The sequence below is a fragment of the Devosia lucknowensis genome, from assembly GCF_900177655.1.
Classification (GTDB): Bacteria; Pseudomonadota; Alphaproteobacteria; order Rhizobiales; family Devosiaceae; genus Devosia; species Devosia lucknowensis.
This window is the reverse complement of the sequence record NZ_FXWK01000002.1, coordinates 124,532-143,696: the sequence shown is the minus strand read 5'-3', so window position 1 is coordinate 143,696 and position 19,165 is coordinate 124,532. Positions and strand designations below refer to the sequence as shown.

The window sequence follows — 19,165 nt, the reverse complement described above, 5'->3', positions numbered from 1 at the left end:
CACGGGGGTAAGCACCAGATTGGAGGCAGAATGACCGAGCACGCAATGTCGCGCCCAGACCACAGGGGATTCGGGTTTTGGTGGACCATGCTTGTCGGGGTCATTCTGCTGATCTTCGGCCTGCCGATTGCGGCGGGCGGCGCCTGGCTCATCATTCTCGGCGGCTCTTTCTATTACCTGCCTGCGGGCCTTGGCCTGCTCCTCACCGCCTGGTTCCTGTTCCGTCGCGACATCAATGCGCTCTGGGTCTATCTCGTGACCTATGGCGCAACCGTGGTCTGGGCGCTGTGGGAAGCTGGCCTCAATGGCTGGGCTCAGGTTCCGCGCCTCGTGGCGCCGACGGTCGTCCTTGTTCTGGTCCTCTCCACGCTGCCGGTCCTGCGCGGCTCGATCCGCCGCATTGGCAGCGGTGCGGCGGCGGCCATCGTCACCATAGCCGGCGCGATCGGGACCATCACCGTCGCCAACCACGGCGTCGAAAGCAGCTTCGCGCAGGAGCAGAGCCCACCGGACGCGGTCGAGCCCGGCACCCCGGCGGCCGCGCCTGAGACGGAAGCGCCCGCAGCGCCGGCAGCAGAGCCCGCACAACAGGCCGGGCAAACGCCAGCGGCACCGCAGGCGACATCGGCGACGCCCCCTGCCGACACGGAGGCCGCGCCGGCCGAACCCGTCGATACAGGACCGACCTATGTCGCGCTCGAAACCGGTGTCGACTGGCCGGCTTATGGCGGCACGCACGCAGCGCTGCGCTATTCGCCGCTTGACCAGATCAGCAAGGACAATGTCGGCGAGCTCGAAAAGATCTGGGAGTTCCGCACCGGCGACCTGCCCGAGAACGACGAGCCCTTCGGCAATCAGAACACGCCCGTCAAGGTGGGCGACCGGCTCTACCTGTGCTCGGCGCTGAACAAGATTTCGGCGCTTGACGCAGCGACCGGCGCCGAGTTCTGGACCTACGATCCGCAAACGCCGGTCGACGCCATCGGCTATAATGCGTCGTGCCGCGGCCTCGTCTACTTCGAGGATCCGACGGCCGAGACCAATGCGCTCTGCGCCACGCGGGTGGTCAATCTGACCCACGATGCGCGCATGATCGCGCTCGATACCGAGACCGGCCAGCTCTGCCCCGACTTCGGCAATGGCGGCATCGTCAATCTCATGGAAGGTATCGGCGACAGCGCGCCGGGCTTCTACGCCCCGACCTCTCCGCCAACCCTGGTGCGCGACGTGCTGGTCGTTGGCAGCCAGGTCAGCGATGGCCAGACCCGCGAAGCGCCATCGGGCGTCATCCGGGGCTATAACGCGGTGACCGGCCAGATGGACTGGGCCTGGGACATGGGTCGCCCCGGCGAAACCGGCCTGCCGCCGGAAGGCGAAATCTATACGCCCGGCACACCCAATGTCTGGACCATCGCTTCCGGCGATGACGAGCTGGGCATGGTTTACCTGCCCATGGGCAATTCGGCCGTGGACTATTGGGGCGGCGACCGATCCGAGGCGGAGAATACCTATTCCACCGCCATCGTCGCGCTCGACGTCGAAACCGGCGAAGTGGCTTGGCACTACCAGACCGTCCACTACGACATCTGGGACTATGACCTGGGCGGGCAGGGTACGCTGGTCGACTTCCCGACCGAGAACGGCCCGGTGCCGGCCATCATCATGCCGTCCAAGCAGGCCCAGTTCTATATCCTCAACCGCGAAACCGGCGAGCCGCTGGTGACGATCGAGGAGCGTCCGGCCCCGCAGGGCGGTGTCGAGCCCGAGCGCCTGTCGCCGACGCAGCCCTTCGTCACCGACTTCCCCAACCTGCTCAAGCCTGACCTCACCGAGGCGGACATGTGGGGCACGACGCCGCTCGACCAGCTGTGGTGCCGCATCCAGTTCCGGCAGGCGGCCTATGACGGCGTCTATACGCCGCCGACGGTGGACCGGCCCTGGATCCAGTTTCCCGGCTATAATGGCGGTGTCGACTGGGGTGGCGTGGCGATCGATCCGGTCAACGGCCTGATGATCACCAACTACAACAACATGCCCAACTACAACCAGCTGGTGCCTCGCGAGGAGGTCGACGCTGCCGGCGTGCTGCCGATCACCGATCCCAACTACGACTCCGAAGCCGGTGGCGGCTCGCACGGGTCGCTGAGCCCGCAGGCCGGCGCGCCCTATGGCATACGCGTCAATGCGGGCTGGCGGGTTCCCTTCACCGGCATGCTCTGCAAGGAGCCGCCCTATGGCGGAATCGCCGCCATCGATCTCAACACGCGCGAGATCATCTGGGATCGTCCCTTCGGCACGGCCCGCAAGAATGGTCCGTTCGGCATTCCGTCCATGCTGCCGATCGACATCGGCACGCCCAACAATGGTGGCGGGGTGATCACGGCATCGGGCCTGTTCTTCATCGCCGCGGCGACCGATGACCTGCTCCGCGCCATCGATGTCGATACCGGCGAAACCGTCTGGCAGGTCGAACTGCCGGCCGGCGGCCAGGCGACGCCGATGACCTATGAGGCACAGGGACGGCAGATCGTCGTCATCAATGCCGGTGGTCACGACTTCATGGAGACTGCGATCGGCGATTATTTCATCGCCTATGCGCTTCCCGCCGCATCGGTGGGTGCGCCGGAAACCGCGCAGCCCTAGCCCGGATCATGACGGAGGCGCGCGTCTGCGCCTCCGTCTCATCATTTGAGACAGGATGGAAATGGACGAAGCGTCAGCCTTTTCCTTCGACATGAGCTATTGCGGCTCCCCGCCGACGCTCGACACTCTGCTGGGACGGTGGAACCTCGACCCGCTCCTGCTGCTGGCCTTTGCGGTGCTGGCAATTGCCGTGGCGCTGGGGCTGCGCCGCGCCACAAGGCGGCAACAGGCCGGATTTGCTGGGGCATGGCTCATTTCGGCAGTGCTTTTCATCTCTCCGATCTGCGCATTGACGGTGGCGCTATTTTCCGCGCGCGTAGGACACCATGTCGTTCTCACCATGATCGTGGCGCCGCTCCTGGCCTGGGCGCTGCCACCTGCGTGGGCAAAACGAGTACCGATGCTGCCCGCATTGATCGTCTCGACGGCGGCCCTGTGGCTCTGGCACGCGCCGGACTTCTACACCGCGGCCTTCGGTCATCCCGCCGTCTATTGGGCCATGCAGCTCAGCTTGCTGGCAAGTTTCACCGCCTTGTGGATGGCGCTGCTGCGCGATCCGCGACCGCTCGGCGCCGGGCTCGGCGCCCTGTCCTCTGCGATGCAGATGGGCATGCTCGGTGCGCTGCTGGTTTTTGCCCCCCGCGCACTCTATGTCCCTCACCTGGGCACCACCATGGCCTTTGGGTTCTCGCCGTCCGAAGACCAGCAGCTGGCCGGGCTGATCATGTGGGTGCCGGCCAACCTGCCGCTGCTGGTACTGGCGCTCTGGCGCCTGCTGGAGGCTGTCCTGCCCCGGCGGGAGGCGCTGGATTGATCGTCACCTGGCTCAAGTTCATTCATGTCGCCACAATCGCACTTTGGTCCGCCGGCCTGATCGCCCTGCCGTTTCTTTATCGGCAGCGTGGCGGGCTGGAGGGCGACGCCTTGCACAAGCTGCACGCTTTCGCCCGGTTTCTCTACGTCGTCATCATGTCGCCTGCGGCGTTCGTGGCCATCGGCTCGGGTACGGCGCTGATCTTCATGATGGGCACATACGAGAACTGGTTCTCCGCCAAGTTGCTCGGCGTCGCCGTGCTGACCGGCATTCATATCTTTTCCGGCCTCATGGTGCTCAAGCTGTTCGAGCCCGATCGCAGTTATCCGCTGTGGCGAATGCTGACGGTCGTGCCGCTGACGCTTCTGACCATCAGTTCCATCCTTTTTCTCGTGCTGGCAAAGCCGCGCATCGAATGGCCGGAGCTCTTAGCCGACTTCTTCGCGCCAGGACGGCTGGGCGAGATCGCCCAACCGTTCATTGCTTGGATGATATGAGGAGGCCGACACCGTGATCGAAAATCAGCTTGCCTCCATGCCAGCCGGCGAAGCCCGCCGCCATGCTGCCCAGCACCGACAGCATCAAGCCGTTGGGCAGGACAGTTTCCGGCCAGAACATCCTGAGGCCCGCATTTGCGCCGACGATCGCGAGCATGACCATGGCCGCAATGGCATGGTTCCAGCTGGCGACGCGAACGCGAATGCCTGGTACGGCCAAGAGTTCGAGCGTGCCAACGATCGCAGCCAGAACCCCGAAGACGAAGGCTGCTCCTGCCGACCATGTGCCCACCTGCAACCAGAACGGGTCGCCGGTGAACCAGTAGAAGATGTCGATGCCCAGCGTCGAAATGACGAACGCAATGGGGAAATGCACCAACATGGCGTGGACCGGATGGCCGGCGACCGCAATGGCCGAGCCGATATCCTGTTCGGCAACTTCGCGAATGTGCGGATTGGGATGATCGGCGCTGGCTTCCTGGCCCTCCTCGAGCGCCATTTCGGCTTCTTCGTTCTGCCGCGTCGTTTCACCCATGTATCCGGCCCTTGTATGAGGTTCGTTGCACTGTGTGCAACGCCGCTCCTGCTGGCCGGTTGCACCGGGGAGCTGTCGACCCTCGATCCGGCAGGTCCGCGCGCCGCCAATCTGGCCACCTTGTGGTGGGTCATGCTGGCCGGATCGGTACTGCTCTTTGCCCTCGTGATGACCATGTTCGCGCTGGCATACCTGCGCACTGGCTGGGTCTCCCGCATCACGCCGGCACAGTGGATTATTGGTGGCGGGCTGGTGCTGCCGATCCCCGTGCTCGTCCTGCTCACGGGCACCGCACTGGTGCTGGGAGAGCAGCTTTTGCCCAAGGGCGACGCGCCCATGCGCTTGCAAGCGCATGCGCAACGCTGGTCCTGGCAGTTCGGCTTTCCCGACGGCACGCCGATGGATGGCCAGACACTGCACATTCCAGCGGGCGAGCCCGTCGACATCGCCGTGACGGCCGAAGACGTCATCCATGCGTTCTGGATTCCGCGTCTCGGAGGCAAGATCGACGCCATCCCCGGACGCACCAATGTCATCCGCCTCGAGGCCGACGCGCCCGGCATCTATTGGGGCCAATGCGCCGAATATTGCGGGGAGGGACATGACGGCATGCAATTCCGTGTCGAGGCTCATGCTCCCGATGACTTTGCCGCATTGATGGAGGCCGGCCGATGAGCGACGCGCCTCTCTCCTCCATCCGCCTCCACAAGGCGCTCGAGCGCGTGTGGATGACCCCGCCCGGCATCGGTCGCCTGTCGAGTGTCAACCACACGGTTCTGGGCAAGCGCTTCATGGTGGTGGCGCTCACCTTTTTTGCCATTGGCGGTTTTCTGTCCATGCTGATCCGGGCGCAGCTGGCGACCCCAAACAGCGCCTTCATCGGCCCGGAAATCTACAACCAGATCTTCACCATGCACGGCACGGTGATGATGTTCCTCTTCGCCATTCCGATGTTCGAGGGTTTTGTCATCTACATGCTGCCCAAGATGTTGGGCGCACGCGATATGGCGTTCCCACGGCTCACTGCCTACGGCTTCTGGTGCTACCTGTTCGGCGGCACCATCCTGATCGTGGCGATGCTCGCTGGCGTGGCCCCGGACAGCGGGTGGTTTATGTACACCCCGCTCTCCTCGCGCCCCTACACACCCGGTATCAATGCCGATGTGTGGCTGCTCGGCATAACCTTCGTCGAGATTTCCGCAGTAACGGCCGCCATCGAGATCTTCGTGTCCATCCTCAAGATGCGCGCGCCGGGCATGTCGCTGGCGCGCATGCCGCTGATGGGCTGGTACATGCTGGTGACATCAGGGATGATGATCGTCGGCTTCCCGCCGCTGATCCTGGGATCGATCCTGCTCGAACTCGAGCGGGCCTTCGACCTGCCGTTCTTCGATCCGACCCGCGGGGGCGATCCGCTGCTCTGGCAGCACCTCTTCTGGCTGTTCGGCCACCCGGAGGTCTACATCATCTTCCTGCCCGCCGCCGGCGCGTTGTCGACCATCATCCCGGTCTTCGCGCAAAGGCAGATCCTGGGCTACCGCGCGATCATCGCAGCCATCGTCGCCATGGGCTTCCTCTCCTTCGGCCTTTGGGTCCATCACATGTTCACGGTGGGTATCCCGCATCTGGCCCTCGCCTTCTTCTCGGCCGCCAGCGCCCTGGTGGCGATTCCGACCGCGGTGCAGATATTCGCCTGGCTGGGGACGCTGGCCTCGGGCAGGCCACGCTGGGATATCCCCATGCTCTACGTGTTCGGCTTCTTCTTCGTCTTCGTGATCGGCGGCCTGACCGGGGTGATGCTGGCCATGGTGCCGTTCAACACCCAGGCCCATGACAGCTATTTCGTCGTTGCGCACCTGCACTATGTGCTGGTGGGAGGCTTCGTCTTTCCCATGCTTGCCGGCATTTATCACTGGATGCCGCACATATCCGGCCGCCAGAGCCTCTACCGCCTGTCGGTGCCCGCCTTCTGGCTGATCCTCGTGGGCTTCAACCTCACATTCTTCCTCATGCACCTCACCGGCCTCATGGGGATGCCGCGGCGCATTTCGACCTATCCCTCCAACTGGGGCTGGGACTGGCTGAACCTGCTGTCGTCGGTTGGCGGCTTCATCCTGACGATGGGCTTTTGCCTCGTCCTTGCCGACATCATCCTGCAGTTCCGCTTCGGCCGCTGGTTCCGCCGCGATCCCTGGCAGGCGCAGACGCTCGAATGGGCCACGCCGACCCCGCCGCCAAGCTACAACTTCGCCGCCATCCCCCGGATCGACACTCGCGCCGACGCGCTGGAGCCAGCAAGCATCGGGCCGGTTCTGGCCGGCGGCAGAGGCTATCTCGGCTTCGTCCGCAACGAGGACCAGGAAACCATGGGCGTCGACATGGTGACCGGCGCGCCCGAGCACGTGATCGTCTTGCCGCGCCGGACCTACCTGCCGCTCTGGACAGCGATCGCAACCGCGAGTTTCTTTCTCGCCATGCTGTTCGGGCAATACTGGCTGGCGCCGTTCGGGGCGCTGGCCACATTGGTGCTTTTCCTGTTCTGGCCCACGACGATCGGCCAGAAGAAGGATTTCGGTCCCGTCGATATCGGCATGGGCGAGCGTGCGGTTCTCGACGTGGAAAGCCCGCACAATGTCAGCGTACTGGCCAATCGGGCTGCCGTGGTCATGAACGCCACGCTGTTCTCGTCGCTGTTGTTTGGTGGCCTGTTTCTTCTGGTCGTGGCCCCCAATTGGTCAGGGATCGGCACGCTCAAGCTATCGCCCTGGCCTGGCCTCCTGGCGGTGATATTGAGCGCATTGGGAGCCGGTTTGAGCTTTGCGGCACGGGCTCGCAATGCTGCGGGCGGCAATGCCATGATCCTGCTCGGCGCAGCTGCGGCGCTGCATCTGGGTGCGGTGGTGCTGCTGATCGTGCTGATGGCATCGGTCAGCGAGCCTACAGGTCATGCTCGGCAGGCGGTGATCTTCGTTCTCCTCGCCTATTCCGCCATCCACTGCGCCCTTGCGGCCCTGCTCTCGGGACACGGTGCCTGGCGGATCGCGCAGGGCTATGTTTCGGCGCGGCGGCAGACCGAAATGCAGCTGGCACTGCTCTGGAGCGGCTATGCCGTCGGCGTTACCGTGCCGGCGCTGCTGCTCGGCTTCCTGCTGGCTCGGGCGGGAGGCGCTGCATGATGCGCCAGGATATAAAAGCTCTGGTCTGGCTCGCGGCCGGCTTCACGGTGTGGTCGGTGGCTTTCGTGCTGCTCTATGCGCTGCAGGCCCTTGGCTGCGCCTATGGCTGGCCGCAGCACCGGCTGATCCTGATCGCCGCCGGCATGGCGAGCCTCGTGCCGATGGCCTGGCTGGCGTGGCGGCGGCCGGCGGCCGATGGGGAACCCGCCACGACCCTGGCCGTGGCCGCGCTATGGGCCAATCGCGCGGCGCTGGCCGCAGGCGTGCTCGCGCTTGTCCTGCCGCTGACCTTCGTCAGCCTCTGCGTCTAGGCTGCGGGGAACAGCCGCCAGCGCTTTGGCCGGAAGGCGATCTGGGTCCGCTCGCCGGCTGGATGATCGAACGGCAGGTCGATCTCGACCCGATGCGCGGCGCCGCCGATGTCGAGTTCGACCCGGCGTGTCCCGCCGACGCGACGGCTCGACGCGACGACACCGGCCAGGGCGGCACCACCTTCAACCAGCTCGATATCGTGTGGACGGAAAAACAGGCGCTGTTGCCCTGCGACGGTGCCTGGCTGCGAAATGCCGATGGGACGATCGCCGACCCAGACGTCACCGTTCTCGAGGTGAACCGGCAATTCCGAGGACTCGCCGATAAAACCGAAGACGAAGGGCGAGCTCGGATCGTCGTACACGCTGTCGGGCGAACCGACCTGCTCGATCCGGCCCTGGCTCATGACGCAGAGGCGGTCTGCGAGTTCAAGAGCCTCTTCCTGGTCGTGGGTCACGAACACTGTGGTGTGACCGGTGCGGTCGTGAATTTCGCGAAGCCACTTGCGCAGCTCGCGACGCACCTGCGCATCGAGGGCGCCGAAGGGTTCATCGAGCAGCAGCACGCCGGGTTCGATGGCCAGTGCACGAGCAAGCGCGACGCGCTGGCGCTGGCCGCCCGAGAGCTGGCTGGGATAGCGCTTCTCGAGGCCGGCAAGCTGCACGAGATCGAGCAGTTCCATGGCGCGGCGGCGGATTTCCCCGGCTGGGGGCCGCGTCGAGCGCGGGCGGACCTTGAGGCCGAAGGAGACGTTTTCGAGGATCGTCATATGGCGGAACAGGGCATAGTGCTGGAACACGAAGCCGATGTTGCGCTCCTGCACGCTCTTTTCCGAAGCGTCGGTGTCCCCGAAGAAGATGCGGCCCGCGGTCGGCCGCTCGAGGCCGGCGATCAGGCGCAGCAGCGTCGTCTTGCCCGAACCCGACGGCCCAAGCAGCGCAATCAGCTCGCCCGAGCGGATGTCGAGCGACACGTCATGGAGGGCCGGGAACCGGTCGAACTCCTTGCGCACATTCTGAACGCGTACTTCCATCGTTTATCCTGTCAGTGGCCACGGCCGGTGGCGGCCAGCTCTTCGCTGAAACGCCATTCGAGCGCGGTCTTGAGAACCAGTGTCACCAGGGCGAGCAATGCCAGCAGCGATGCGAGCGCGAAAGCCGCCGTCCCCTGATATTCGTTGTAGAACATTTCGACTTGCAGCGGCATGGTCGTCGTCTGGCCGCGGATCTTGCCCGAAACCACGGCCACGGCGCCGAACTCGCCCATGGCGCGGGCATTGCAGAGCAAGACGCCGTAGAGGAGGCCCCACTTGATGTTGGGCAGGGTCACCCGCCAGAACGTCTGCCAGCCCGAAGCGCCGAGCGAGAGCGCTGCCTCCTCGTCGCCCGTGCCCTGGTCCTGCATCAGCGGGATGAGCTCGCGCGCGACAAAGGGGAAGGTGACGAAAATGGTCGCCAGCACGATGCCCGGCACGGCAAAGAGGATCTCGATGCCGTAGGACTTGAGAAAGGGGCCAAGCACGCTGCCGGCGCTGAACAGCAGCACGTAGACAAGGCCCGATATGACAGGCGAGACCGAGAACGGCAGGTCGATCAGGGTGATGAGGAAGGCCTTGCCCTTGAATTCGAACTTGGCGATGGCCCAGGACGCCGCAATGCCGAAGACGACGTTGAGCGGCACGGCAATGGCCGCGACCAGAAGGGTCAGCCGGATGGCGGAGAGGGCATCAGGGCTCTGCAGGCTCGCCCAGAATGCGCCGATGCCCTGGCGGAACGCCTCTGAAAAAACCGCCACCAGCGGCAGCACCAGGAACAGCGCCATGAAGGCGAGACCGATGGCGATCAACAGCACGCGCACCCACATGGGCTCGTTGGTGGGGGAATTCAGGCGACGGTGAGCGATCTCAGCTGCCATAGCCATACCTCCGGCGGCTCCAGGCCTGGATCAGATTGATGACGAACAGCATGGCGAAGGAAATCGCCAGCATCACCGTGGCGATGACGGCGGCCCCGGCATAGTTGAATTCCTCGAGCCGGATGACGATCAGCAGCGGCGCGATTTCGGACACGAAGGGAATGTTGCCGGCGATGAAGATCACCGAGCCATATTCGCCGACGGCCCTGGCAAAGGCGAGCGCGAAGCCGGTCAGGATGGCCGGGGCCAGGCTTGGCAGCAGCACCCGCGAAATCGTCTGGAAGCGATTGGCGCCCAGCGTGGCCGAGACTTCCTCGACCTCCTTGCTGGTTTCTTCGAGAATGGGCTGGATGGTGCGCACCACGAACGGCAGGCCGATGAACACCATGGCGATGGTGATGCCGATCGGCGTGTAGGCGATGCGCCAGCCGAGCGGGGCGACCAGCTGGCCGATAAAGCCGTTGGGCGCATAGATGGCGGTAAGCGCGATGCCGGCCACGGCCGTGGGCAGGGCGAAGGGCAGGTCGACCATGGCGTCGAAGACGCGGCGGCCCGGGAACCGGTAGCGTACCAGCACCCAGGCGATCAGCGTGCCGAACACCACGTTGATTGCGGCGGCGATCAATGCCGTGGAGAAGCTGGTCCGCAGGGCCGCGACTACGCGCGGGTCAAGTGCGGCGGCCCAGAATCCGTTCCACCCGAGGCCCGTCGAGCGGATGACCAGCGCAATCATCGGCACGAGGATGATCAGCGAAAAATAGGCGATGGTGAAGCCGAAGGTGAGGCCGAATCCCGGGATGACGCTCGGCTGGCGGAAGCGGCCAAATGGCTTCATGCATGCCTCCGGAGGCGGATTTTCTCGGGCATGGAATAGTGGGGTCGGAACATCAGTTTCGGCCTTGGATAACGTGCGCTAACACTAGCCAGATAGTCGGGTATCTCAAGGAGGCCAGCGGTCAAGATTTTTGGTGCGGGTAGAAAATCATTCTTTGCAGTGCGCTGTCACCCCACGAAATGTTGCGTTGGACGGGCGTCAAGGCTGTGCAAGCGAAAATTCTGCCGGCCGGGCTTACCCGTAATTTTGGACGAGGGCTTGGCGTTGCAGGCGCGGCCTCTGCCAGCGCTCGGCCTTGACCGCCACCTGCTGCGCCAGGGCGTACCCGTCGGGCCAGCGCCCGAAACCGCTCGCGACATTAATATGCCCGGCCTGGCCGATATCCACCACCGGACTGTGCCAGGCCTGGGCAACGCGGCGGGCCTTGTCGAGGCTCATATACATGTCGTCGCGGCTGGCGACGACCAGCGCCGGGAATGGCAGTCGCTCCGTCGGGATGGTCCCGAACTCGTATGTGCGGGCGTGGAGCTCGGACGTCCGCTCGATATCGGCCGGCGCCACGAGAAGCGCGCCGCCCACCAGTGGCGCGACCGAACTGGCAGCAAGCCGCGCAACGAGAATGGTGCCCAGACTATGGGCAACGAGCAGGGCCCCGGGATGGGCGATGACAGCCTGTTCCAGCCGGTGCATCCAGCGACCCGCGGTCGGGTTGGACCAGTCGGACTGCTCGACCAGATAAGCGTCGTCATGATCGGCGAGCCAGTGGCGCTGCCAGTGTCCGTCGCCCGATCCGTTGAGCCCGGGAATGATGAGGAAAGGGCGGGTCATTGGTCTGCCGCGGGACTGGTGGCGTCTTCGGCAGCCCTGTCGGGTTCGGGGCCCTTGCCGCCGAGATAGCACGCATCCTGCTCGGCGCGGGTCATGGGGACGGCACCGGCTGCGATGTCCGGAATGCCGCCGAAGAAGTTCGCCTTGTGAGGGGCCTCGTCCGCAGCCTGGCGCTTCAGTGGGCCGGGCGTGAGAATGCCGAAGAAATGCACCATGTTGTCCTCGTGGTTTCCAGAGGCTCGAAACAGATGCGGCCGGTCTTTGGGACCGGCCGCGGCATTGGGACTTACTGGGTAGGACCGGCGTAGATCTGGTCGAACACGCCGCCGTCGCCAAAGTACTTCGGCTGTGCCTCGCGCCAGCCACCGAAGTCCTCGATGGTGACAAGGTTTACGTCGCCGAAGCGGGCAATGTCCTCGGGAGCGGCGGCTTCGGGCTTGAACGGGCGGTAGTAGTGCTTTGCCGCGATGGCCTGGCCTTCATCCGAATAAAGGTATTCGAGATAGGCCTGCGCCACTTCAAGGTTGCCCTTGCGCTCGGCATTGCCCGGAACGAGCGCCACCGGCGGTTCAGCGAGGATCGAAATCGACGGCGTGACGATGTCGAACGCGTCGGGGCCGAGTTCCTCGAGGGCGAGATAGGCTTCATTCTCCCAGGCGAGCAGGACGTCGCCGATGCCGCGCTGCACGAACGTGGTGGTGGAACCGCGCGCGCCGGTATCGAGCACCGGCACATGCTTGAAGAGATTGGCAACATATTCCTGCGCCTTGGCCTCATCGCCGCCATTGGCTTCGCGGGCCCAGGCCCAGGCGGCAAGGAAATTCCAGCGCGCGCCGCCCGAGGTTTTGGGATTTGGCGTGATCACCTCGACGCCCTCGTCGACCAGGTCGCCCCAGTCCTGGATGCCCTTGGGGTTACCCTTGCGCACGAGAAAGACGATGGTCGAGGTGTAGGGCGCGTTGTTGTTTTCGAGCGTACCGCGCCAGTCGGCCGGAATGAGCGCGGGATTGGCGTCCGAAATGGCGTTGATGTCACTTTCGAGCGCCAGGGTCACGACATCGGCTTCGAGCCCGTCGATGACGGTGCGTGCCTGCGAGCCCGAGCCGCCATGCGTGACCTGGATGGCGACGCTTTCGCCCTTTGTCTCTTGCCAGTGTTTGACAAAGGCGTCGTTGTATTCGCGATAGAGTTCGCGGGTCGGATCGTAGGAGACGTTTATGAGCGTCTTGTCCTGCGCGTGGGCAGTGACGGAGAAGCCGACGGCCAGCGAGGCTGCGAGGGCTGTGTAGGCAAGGATCTTGGCAGTCCGTTTCATCGGAACCTCCCGGTGAATGATGACTAAACCCTATCAATTCGGTCGTGATTGAAAAGGTTCTGACTTGCGCAGCAAACTATAGGTGGGAAATATTTTTGCTGGAAAGTCACGATCCTGCGTTCACGACATAATGCCGTTCTGCTGAAGAGCTGTTTTCGCTATTTTCTTTGCGCTGAATGGCCAGTCCATCAAGCCGGCGCGAGAGCCTTGCTGAGGAAGCTGCGTGTTCGTCCCGTTGGAAAATCCGGCAACTGGCCGAAGATCGTGTATCCCGCGCGCTCATAGACCTTGAGGGCAGAGGGATTGAACGTGTCGATATAGGCTCCGCGGCAACCGCGCCTGCGCGCTTCGTCCTCTGCGGCATCGAGCATTTGTGCGGCCAGCCCTTGCCCGCGTTGGCTTTCGGCCACGAACAGCCATTGCACGTAAAGCCAGCCCCAGGCGGTGTAGCCCGATATTCCCGCAACGAGCGCGCCATCGGGATCGCGAATGAGCACTGCCAGGGGCCGCCGATCGGATGCCCCGACATCGGCGTCGTTGAATGCGGCAAGCGACGTGCCGATGAAGTCGAGATCACCCTGTGCGGGCGTGTCGGTGACTTCGATGGTCACGTCGCCCATCGGATCACGCCGCCAGAATGCCGCCGGTCAGCGGATGCGGCGCGCCGGTGGTGGTGGGGAAGCTGATCGGCATGCCGCGCAGGACGCGCACGGCGAGGAATGCGAAGCATTCCGCCTCGATGGCGTCGCCACGCCAGCCAACGGTCTCGGCAGGCACCGCTTCGACCTTCGCCCTGGTTGCCAGCATGGCCATGATCGCCGGATTGTGCCGGCCGCCACCGCAGACGACCAACCGCTCCGGTCGCTGCGGCAGGAGATCAAGTGCCTTTCCGACGGCGCCCGCGGTGAAGGCCGTCAACGTGGCCGCGCCATCCTCCGCCCCGAGGCCTTCGGCCATGGTCGCAAGGAAGTCGAAGCGGTCGAGCGACTTGGGATAGGCGGCCGACAGGTATGGATGGGTGAGAAGGCGGGCGAGCCGCTCCTCATCGACCGTGCCGCGCAGGGCCATCTGGCCGTTCATGTCCATATCCCCAAGGCCGAGCGCCTTGACGAAGTCGTTGATCGGCGCGTTGGCCGGACCGGTGTCGAAGGCCACGAGCGTGTCGGCGCCATCCCAGAAGGTGACATTGGCGACGCCGCCCAGGTTGAGCACGGCCGTCTTGCCGTCGGTGGCGCCGATCTTGCGCAGCAGCGCCTGGTGGTACAGCGCGGCCAGCGGAGCGCCCTGACCGCCGGCCCGGACATCGGCCGAACGGAAATCGAAGGCGACCTTGATGCCAGTGATCGCGTGCATCAGCCTGCCATTGCCGAGTTGCCGGGTTGCCCCGATCCGTCCCGGCTGCGGAGCGCGATGCAATACCGACTGGCCGTGAAATCCGATGATGCCAATATCCTTGGGCGTGAGACCCGCCTGCGACACGAGGTCGAGTACGGCAGCGGACTGGGCGCGGGTCAGCGCGTCCTCGGCCTCCGCGAAGATGGCAGGTTCAGCCCCGTCGAAATTCCAGCGCCGCGCCTGCGCCAGTGTTTCTTCGAGCGTGTCACGGATCGATTGTGGATAGGGGGCAAGGGTATAGGCGCCGAAACCTTCGACCGTTTCGCCGTCGGTGCGCAGCAGAGCCACGTCGATGTTTCCGTCGAGCACCGTGCCCGTCATCAGCCCAATGGCCCAGATCGGCTCCATGGTCGTCTCCTCATATGGCATTGATGGCGTCACCCACGGCCCGACGCAGCGGCAGGATGCCGCTGTCGAAATGGCGCGTTGGATGCACCCGGTTGGTCAGCAGCGTCCAGGCGTGACCGCGCTCGAAGTCCAGCCACAGCCCGGTGCCGGTAAAGCCGGTATGGCCGATGGTCGCCGCCGAGCACTGTTCACCGCCGGACCATCCCTCGTAGGGGCGCTCCCATCCATGCGTGCGGCGAGCCGAAAGCGGGGTGCGGATCAGCGCCTCGGGGCCGGCGGTGGCGAGCTTGTCCCGGGCGAAATCGAGAACGCTCGAAACAGTGCCGAACAGGCCCGCATGCCCAGCCCCTTCGAGCGCCGAGCAGTTGTCGTCATGCACCTCGCCGACCAGCACACGGTGACGCCAGTAGCAGTCCTCGGTGGCGGCGGAATGGTCGGGGTCGGCCGACCAAGCAAACCCTTCGCCGGCGTCCATCTGCCGGATCCACCTGCCCTCGATGCGCTCGAGGGCGATGCCCAGAAGGATGAAGTTGATGTCGGAATAGACGGCCGGACCGGCCGGGAATTCGTGTTGCAGCAGGAATGTGCGCAGGAGGTCCGGGTCGCGCCCGTAGGTATAGAGCGGAAACACCGCCGGATAGGGCGTCTGGTGCCCCAGGCACTGGCGGAAGGTGACCTTGCGCTCCCAATTGTCGAGATTGTAGTGCCGGTAGTCGGGGATCACCGAAATCAGCGGCGCGTCGAGATCGATGCGGCCGCTCGCCGCCAGCTTCAGGATGCGCTCGGTGGTGAACAGTACCTTGGTGAGGGAGGCAAGGTCGAACCAGGTCTCTTCGGTCATCGGGCGGCTGGTGGGTTCGGTCTGCGCCTGGCCCATCGCGCGAACAGCGCGGTTGCCGTCGCGATCGACGACGCCCAGAACGCCGCCCGGTATGCGGCCCGCATCGATGGACGTGGCAAGGGGCGCGAAGGCACGCTCGAGCATGGATTGAACGTCGGTCATGCCGTTTCCTCCAGACGCACGCGATGGTCTGCGCCGGCGTCGCGCCAGCGGGCCTCTGGCGGTTCATAGCCGGGGGGTCGGACCAGCGAGGGGACCTGCGTCATATCGACGGTAAAATGCTGACGTCGCCGCTCGACGGCCGGGACGGCGGCAATCAGGCGCTGGGTGTAGCTGTGCTGCGGGTCGGAGAGGAGCGCGCGGGCATCTCCCATTTCCACAATTTGACCGGCAAACATCACGGCGATGCGATGCGCTATGCGTTCGACCACCGCCATGTCATGCGAGATGAAGAGATAGGCAAGACCGAATTCGCGTTGCAGGTCGATCAGCAGGTCGAGAACCTTGGCCTGCACCGACACATCGAGGGCCGACACGGCTTCGTCGAGAACCACGACGTCGGGATTGAGCATCAGAGCGCGCGCGATGCAGAGGCGTTGCCGCTGGCCGCCGGAGAACTGGTGCGGGTAGCGGGCCAGCGCGTCCTGCGGCAGGCCGACGCGATCAAGCAGGAATGCCATGCGTTTGCGTAAGGCCGCATCGAGCCGTTGACCGTTGGCCAGCGCGGGTTCGGCGAGGAGCGCCTCGACATTGAGCCGCGGATTGAGCGACGCGAAGGGGTCCTGAAACACCATCTGCACTGGACGCCGTGAATGGCCGGAGCCGGCAACGATCTGCCCCCGCGTGATGCTGTTGAGCCCTAGAAGCGCGCGTGCCGTCGTCGATTTGCCGCAGCCGCTTTCGCCCACGATGGCGAGTGTCTCGCCGGGTACGAGATCGAAGCTGACGCCCTCCACCGCATGGATGGCGCCCTTGGGTTTGAACCAGGCCTTGCCCACAGGAAAGCGGACGACCAGATCCTCGACCTTGACGATAGGCTCGCGCATGGCAGGCGCGCCATCATCCTCCCGCACGGCCTTGCCGGAGGTGAAATGCGGCACGGCGCGCAGCAGGTGCCTGGTATAGTCGTGCTGCGGATGATCGAGCACGCTGTCGGCCTCGCCCTGCTCCACGGCCACGCCATTCTGCATCACCATGATGCGATCTGCGATGCCGGCAACGAGGCCGATATCGTGCGTGATGAAGATCATCGCCATGCCGGTTTCCGCACGCAGTTCGGCAAGCAGCGCCATGATCTGCGCCTGCACGGTGACATCGAGCGCGGTGGTCGGTTCATCGGCGATCAGCAGGCGCGGGCTGGCGGCCAGCGCCATGGCGATCATGATGCGCTGGCGCATGCCGCCCGAAAGCTGATGCGGATAATAGCCCAGACGCGATTCGGCATCGGGAATGCGCACGCGCTGCAGCACGTCGAGAGCGGCGGCGTGCGCCTGTGCGCCGGTCAGGCCCTTGGATAGGCGAAAGGCTTCCTCGATCTGCGCCCCCACGGTGTGAACCGGGTTGAGCGAGGTCATCGGCTCCTGAAAGATCATACTGACATCGCGGCCGCGAATGCCCAGCATGGTTTTTTCGTCGGCCTTGGCCACGTCGATGACCGAGCCGTCGGCGCGCGTCAGCGCGATGCTGCCCTGGGTGATGCGACCCCCGCCGAAATCGACCAGGCGATTGATCGAAAGAGCCGACACCGACTTGCCCGAGCCTGACTCCCCGGCGATGGCCAGAGTCTGCCCGGCATCGAGATCGAAGCTGATGCCCCTGACGACTTCATTGGCCACGGGGTTGTGGCCGAAGCCGACGCGAAGGTCGCGGACGCTGAGCAAGCGGGTCATGCCTCTCTCCTCTGGGTGCGCGGGTCGAGGATGTCGCGCAGCGCGTCGCCGGTGAGATTGAAGCCCAGGATGCCGAGCATGATCGTCACCGCCGGGAAAATCATCAGCCAGGGCGCGTGCTGCATGAGATTGCGGCTTTCGGCGAGCATCAAGCCCAGCGACGGCGTCGGCGGTTGGGTGCCGAGGCCGAGGAAGCTCAGGCCCGCCTCGGTGAGCAGCGCCCAAGCGAGGGCCAGTGTGACCTGCACGGCGAGCGGCGCGACGAGGTTGAGCAGCAGGTGTCGGGTGAGAATATAGCCCTGCGAACTGCCGAAGGTGCGGGCGGCGTCGACGAAGTCGCGCTGCTTGAGCGACAGGGCAGGCCCCCGAACGACACGCGCGAAGATCGGCGTATAGACGATGGCGATGGCCGCGACGCTGGTGGCGGTGCCGGGGCCGACGATGGCGATGATCAGCAGCGCCAGCAGGATGGCGGGAAAGGCCAGCAGCACATCCATGATCCGCATGAAGAGGCCGTCCCAGAGGCCACCCCACCAGGCCGAGACCAGCCCGATAATGGTGCCGGCGAGCGTGGCTATGGCGACGGACGCGAAGGCGATGACCATGGACTGGCGGATGCCGACCATGAGGCGGCTGAAGGCATCGCGGCCAAGCAGGTCGGTGCCGAACCAGTAGGTGCCGTTGGGCGCCTTGAGCCGGTCGATGGCGAAGAGCTTGAGCGGATCATGCGGGGTGAGGCCCGCCGTGCCGAGAATGGCGGCCAGCAGATAAAGCCCGATGATGACGACGCCGATACGGCCCGAGGGGTGGCGGAGCAACGCGGCGAACAACTTGCCCATCAGCGCCTCCCGATCCGGATGCGCGGATCGAGCGCGACATAGGCGAGGTCGACCAGCAGATTGACCACCAGGAAGTTGAAGGCGATGAAAAGGATCGTGCCCTGTACCAGCGCGTAATCGCGCTGCGTGATGGCGTCGAGCACCAGCCGCCCGAGGCCGGGCAGCGCGAAAATCTGTTCGACGATCACGGCGCCACCCAGGAGATAGCCGAATTCGACGCCGGATAGCGTCACGACCGGAATGAGGGCGTTGGGCAGGGCGTGGCGCCAGATGACGCTTCGGGGCGATGCCCCCTTGGAGCGGGCGGTGCGCACATAGTCGTCGCTGAGCACGTCGAGCATGGCCGAGCGCGAAATACGGGTCACCGACGCGGCGAAGGCAAAGCCGAGGGTGATGGCGGGGAAGATCAGCTGGCTGATGCTGGCCAGCGGATCGACGAAGAGCGGCGTGAACGTGCCCATTGCCGGCACGAAGCCGAAGAACACCGAGAGCACGTAGATGATGAGGATGCCGATCACGAAGCTCGGGGTCGACTGGCCGAGCATGGCAAGCACCCTCACGATGAGGTCGCTCGGGCGTTCGTTGCGGGAGGCGGCGAGTACTCCGAGCGGAATGCCGACGCTGAGCGAAATCGCCATCGACATCAGCGACAACTGGAGCGTAAGCGGAAAACGCTCGAGAATGACGGTCAGCACCGGCTTGCCGTAGATCGACGAGATGCCGAGATCGCCCTGGAACAGACCGCCGAGCCAGCGCAGATATTGCGACCAGACCGGCTGGTCGATGCCAAAATAGGCGGAAAGCGCCGCGCGCTGCGCGGGGGTCAGGAGGCCTGCCTCGGTGCCCAGCATGGCGGTGATCGCATCGCCCGGCACCAGCCGGATCGAAACGAATACCAGGATGGAGACCCCGAGGAGGATCAGGGGAAAGGTCAGCAGGCGCTGAACCACATAGTTCATGACGTCGATCCGCTTGGGGTTGGAC

19 protein-coding genes are annotated in these 19,165 nt (G+C 64.8%); 6 read left to right on the top strand and 13 right to left on the bottom strand.

From position 1 onward, the window contains the following. Window positions 1-30 precede the first annotated feature (30 nt). The 3 genes from CCK88_RS13095 (at window position 31) to CCK88_RS13085 (ending at window position 3,954) form a co-directional block, all read left to right on the top strand. Window positions 31-2,643 (top strand): membrane-bound PQQ-dependent dehydrogenase, glucose/quinate/shikimate family, encoded by a 2,613-nt coding sequence (locus tag CCK88_RS13095; protein ID WP_244557527.1) that lies wholly within the window; start codon window positions 31-33, stop codon window positions 2,641-2,643. Window positions 2,644-2,704: 61 nt separating this feature from the next. Beyond that, window positions 2,705-3,457 carry a cytochrome c oxidase assembly protein gene (locus tag CCK88_RS13090; RefSeq protein ID WP_244557526.1) on the top strand — a complete coding sequence of 251 codons (753 nt, stop codon included), beginning with the start codon at window positions 2,705-2,707 and terminating at the stop codon, window positions 3,455-3,457. Next, complete coding sequence (locus tag CCK88_RS13085; protein ID WP_244557525.1) at window positions 3,454-3,954, top strand: CopD family protein; 501 nt, start codon at window positions 3,454-3,456, stop codon at window positions 3,952-3,954. Before CCK88_RS13090 ends, CCK88_RS13085 begins: the two co-directional genes overlap by 4 nt. Here the strand turns inward: CCK88_RS13085 and CCK88_RS13080 are convergent. After that, complete coding sequence (locus tag CCK88_RS13080; protein ID WP_244557524.1) at window positions 3,935-4,489, bottom strand: DUF2231 domain-containing protein; 555 nt, start codon at window positions 4,487-4,489, stop codon at window positions 3,935-3,937. The two genes, CCK88_RS13085 and CCK88_RS13080, sit on opposite strands and share 20 nt — an antisense overlap. A gap of 15 nt (window positions 4,490-4,504) precedes the next feature. On the opposite strand from CCK88_RS13080, the gene coxB reads away from it, so the two are divergent. Genes coxB through CCK88_RS13065 form a run of 3 tightly spaced genes read left to right on the top strand, consistent with a single transcriptional unit; the run spans window position 4,505 to window position 7,976 of the window. Beyond that, window positions 4,505-5,164 carry a cytochrome c oxidase subunit II gene (gene coxB, locus CCK88_RS13075; RefSeq protein WP_086471954.1) on the top strand — a complete coding sequence of 220 codons (660 nt, stop codon included), beginning with the start codon at window positions 4,505-4,507 and terminating at the stop codon, window positions 5,162-5,164. Beyond that, window positions 5,161-7,665 carry a cytochrome c oxidase subunit I gene (gene ctaD / locus CCK88_RS13070; RefSeq protein ID WP_086471051.1) on the top strand — a complete coding sequence of 835 codons (2,505 nt, stop codon included), beginning with the start codon at window positions 5,161-5,163 and terminating at the stop codon, window positions 7,663-7,665. The genes coxB and ctaD overlap by 4 nt, the downstream gene beginning before the upstream one ends. Then, a complete protein-coding gene (locus tag CCK88_RS13065) occupies window positions 7,662-7,976 on the top strand; it encodes a hypothetical protein (RefSeq protein WP_086471050.1) in 315 nt (104 codons plus the stop codon). The genes ctaD and CCK88_RS13065 overlap by 4 nt, the downstream gene beginning before the upstream one ends. Here CCK88_RS13065 and CCK88_RS13060 read toward each other — a convergent pair. The 12 genes from CCK88_RS13060 to CCK88_RS13005 all read right to left on the bottom strand — a co-directional run bounded on the left by CCK88_RS13060 (window position 7,973) and on the right by CCK88_RS13005 (window position 19,140). Next, window positions 7,973-9,010 carry a sulfate/molybdate ABC transporter ATP-binding protein gene (locus CCK88_RS13060; RefSeq protein ID WP_086471049.1) on the bottom strand — a complete coding sequence of 346 codons (1,038 nt, stop codon included), beginning with the start codon at window positions 9,008-9,010 and terminating at the stop codon, window positions 7,973-7,975. The two genes, CCK88_RS13065 and CCK88_RS13060, sit on opposite strands and share 4 nt — an antisense overlap. An 11-nt stretch (window positions 9,011-9,021) precedes the next feature. Further along, on the bottom strand, window positions 9,022-9,840 hold the full coding sequence (gene cysW / locus CCK88_RS13055; RefSeq protein ID WP_425290638.1) for a sulfate ABC transporter permease subunit CysW: 819 nt from the start codon (window positions 9,838-9,840) through the stop codon (window positions 9,022-9,024). 40 nt (window positions 9,841-9,880) lie between these two features. Beyond that, window positions 9,881-10,726, bottom strand: coding sequence for a sulfate ABC transporter permease subunit CysT (gene cysT / locus CCK88_RS13050; RefSeq protein WP_086471047.1), 846 nt, complete (start codon window positions 10,724-10,726; stop codon window positions 9,881-9,883). Between the two features lie 234 nt (window positions 10,727-10,960). After that, entirely contained in the window at window positions 10,961-11,554 is a 594-nt protein-coding gene (locus CCK88_RS13045) for an RBBP9/YdeN family alpha/beta hydrolase (RefSeq protein ID WP_086471046.1), read from the bottom strand. Then, entirely contained in the window at window positions 11,551-11,769 is a 219-nt protein-coding gene (locus CCK88_RS13040; RefSeq protein WP_086471045.1) for a hypothetical protein, read from the bottom strand. Before CCK88_RS13040 ends, CCK88_RS13045 begins: the two co-directional genes overlap by 4 nt. 71 nt (window positions 11,770-11,840) lie before the next feature. Then, on the bottom strand, window positions 11,841-12,869 hold the full coding sequence (locus CCK88_RS13035) for a sulfate ABC transporter substrate-binding protein (RefSeq protein WP_086471044.1): 1,029 nt from the start codon (window positions 12,867-12,869) through the stop codon (window positions 11,841-11,843). Between the two features lie 188 nt (window positions 12,870-13,057). Then, window positions 13,058-13,489, bottom strand: a complete 432-nt coding sequence (locus CCK88_RS13030) for a GNAT family N-acetyltransferase (RefSeq protein ID WP_086471043.1) — start codon at window positions 13,487-13,489, stop codon at window positions 13,058-13,060. Window positions 13,490-13,493: 4 nt separating this feature from the next. Continuing rightward, window positions 13,494-14,612: an anhydro-N-acetylmuramic acid kinase gene (locus CCK88_RS13025; protein WP_086471953.1), complete on the bottom strand. Its 1,119-nt coding sequence runs from the start codon at window positions 14,610-14,612 to the stop codon at window positions 13,494-13,496. A gap of 10 nt (window positions 14,613-14,622) precedes the next feature. Continuing rightward, complete coding sequence (locus CCK88_RS13020) at window positions 14,623-15,615, bottom strand: serine hydrolase domain-containing protein (protein ID WP_086471042.1); 993 nt, start codon at window positions 15,613-15,615, stop codon at window positions 14,623-14,625. After that, the gene (locus CCK88_RS13015; protein WP_086471041.1) at window positions 15,612-17,342 is read right to left on the bottom strand and encodes an ABC transporter ATP-binding protein; all 1,731 of its coding nucleotides are present in this window, start codon (window positions 17,340-17,342) and stop codon (window positions 15,612-15,614) included. Before CCK88_RS13015 ends, CCK88_RS13020 begins: the two co-directional genes overlap by 4 nt. After that, window positions 17,339-18,181 (bottom strand): ABC transporter permease, encoded by an 843-nt coding sequence (locus tag CCK88_RS13010; protein WP_086471040.1) that lies wholly within the window; start codon window positions 18,179-18,181, stop codon window positions 17,339-17,341. The genes CCK88_RS13015 and CCK88_RS13010 overlap by 4 nt, the downstream gene beginning before the upstream one ends. Further along, the gene (locus CCK88_RS13005) at window positions 18,181-19,140 is read right to left on the bottom strand and encodes an ABC transporter permease (protein WP_086471039.1); all 960 of its coding nucleotides are present in this window, start codon (window positions 19,138-19,140) and stop codon (window positions 18,181-18,183) included. The genes CCK88_RS13010 and CCK88_RS13005 overlap by 1 nt, the downstream gene beginning before the upstream one ends. Between the last annotated feature and the right edge of the window lie 25 nt (window positions 19,141-19,165).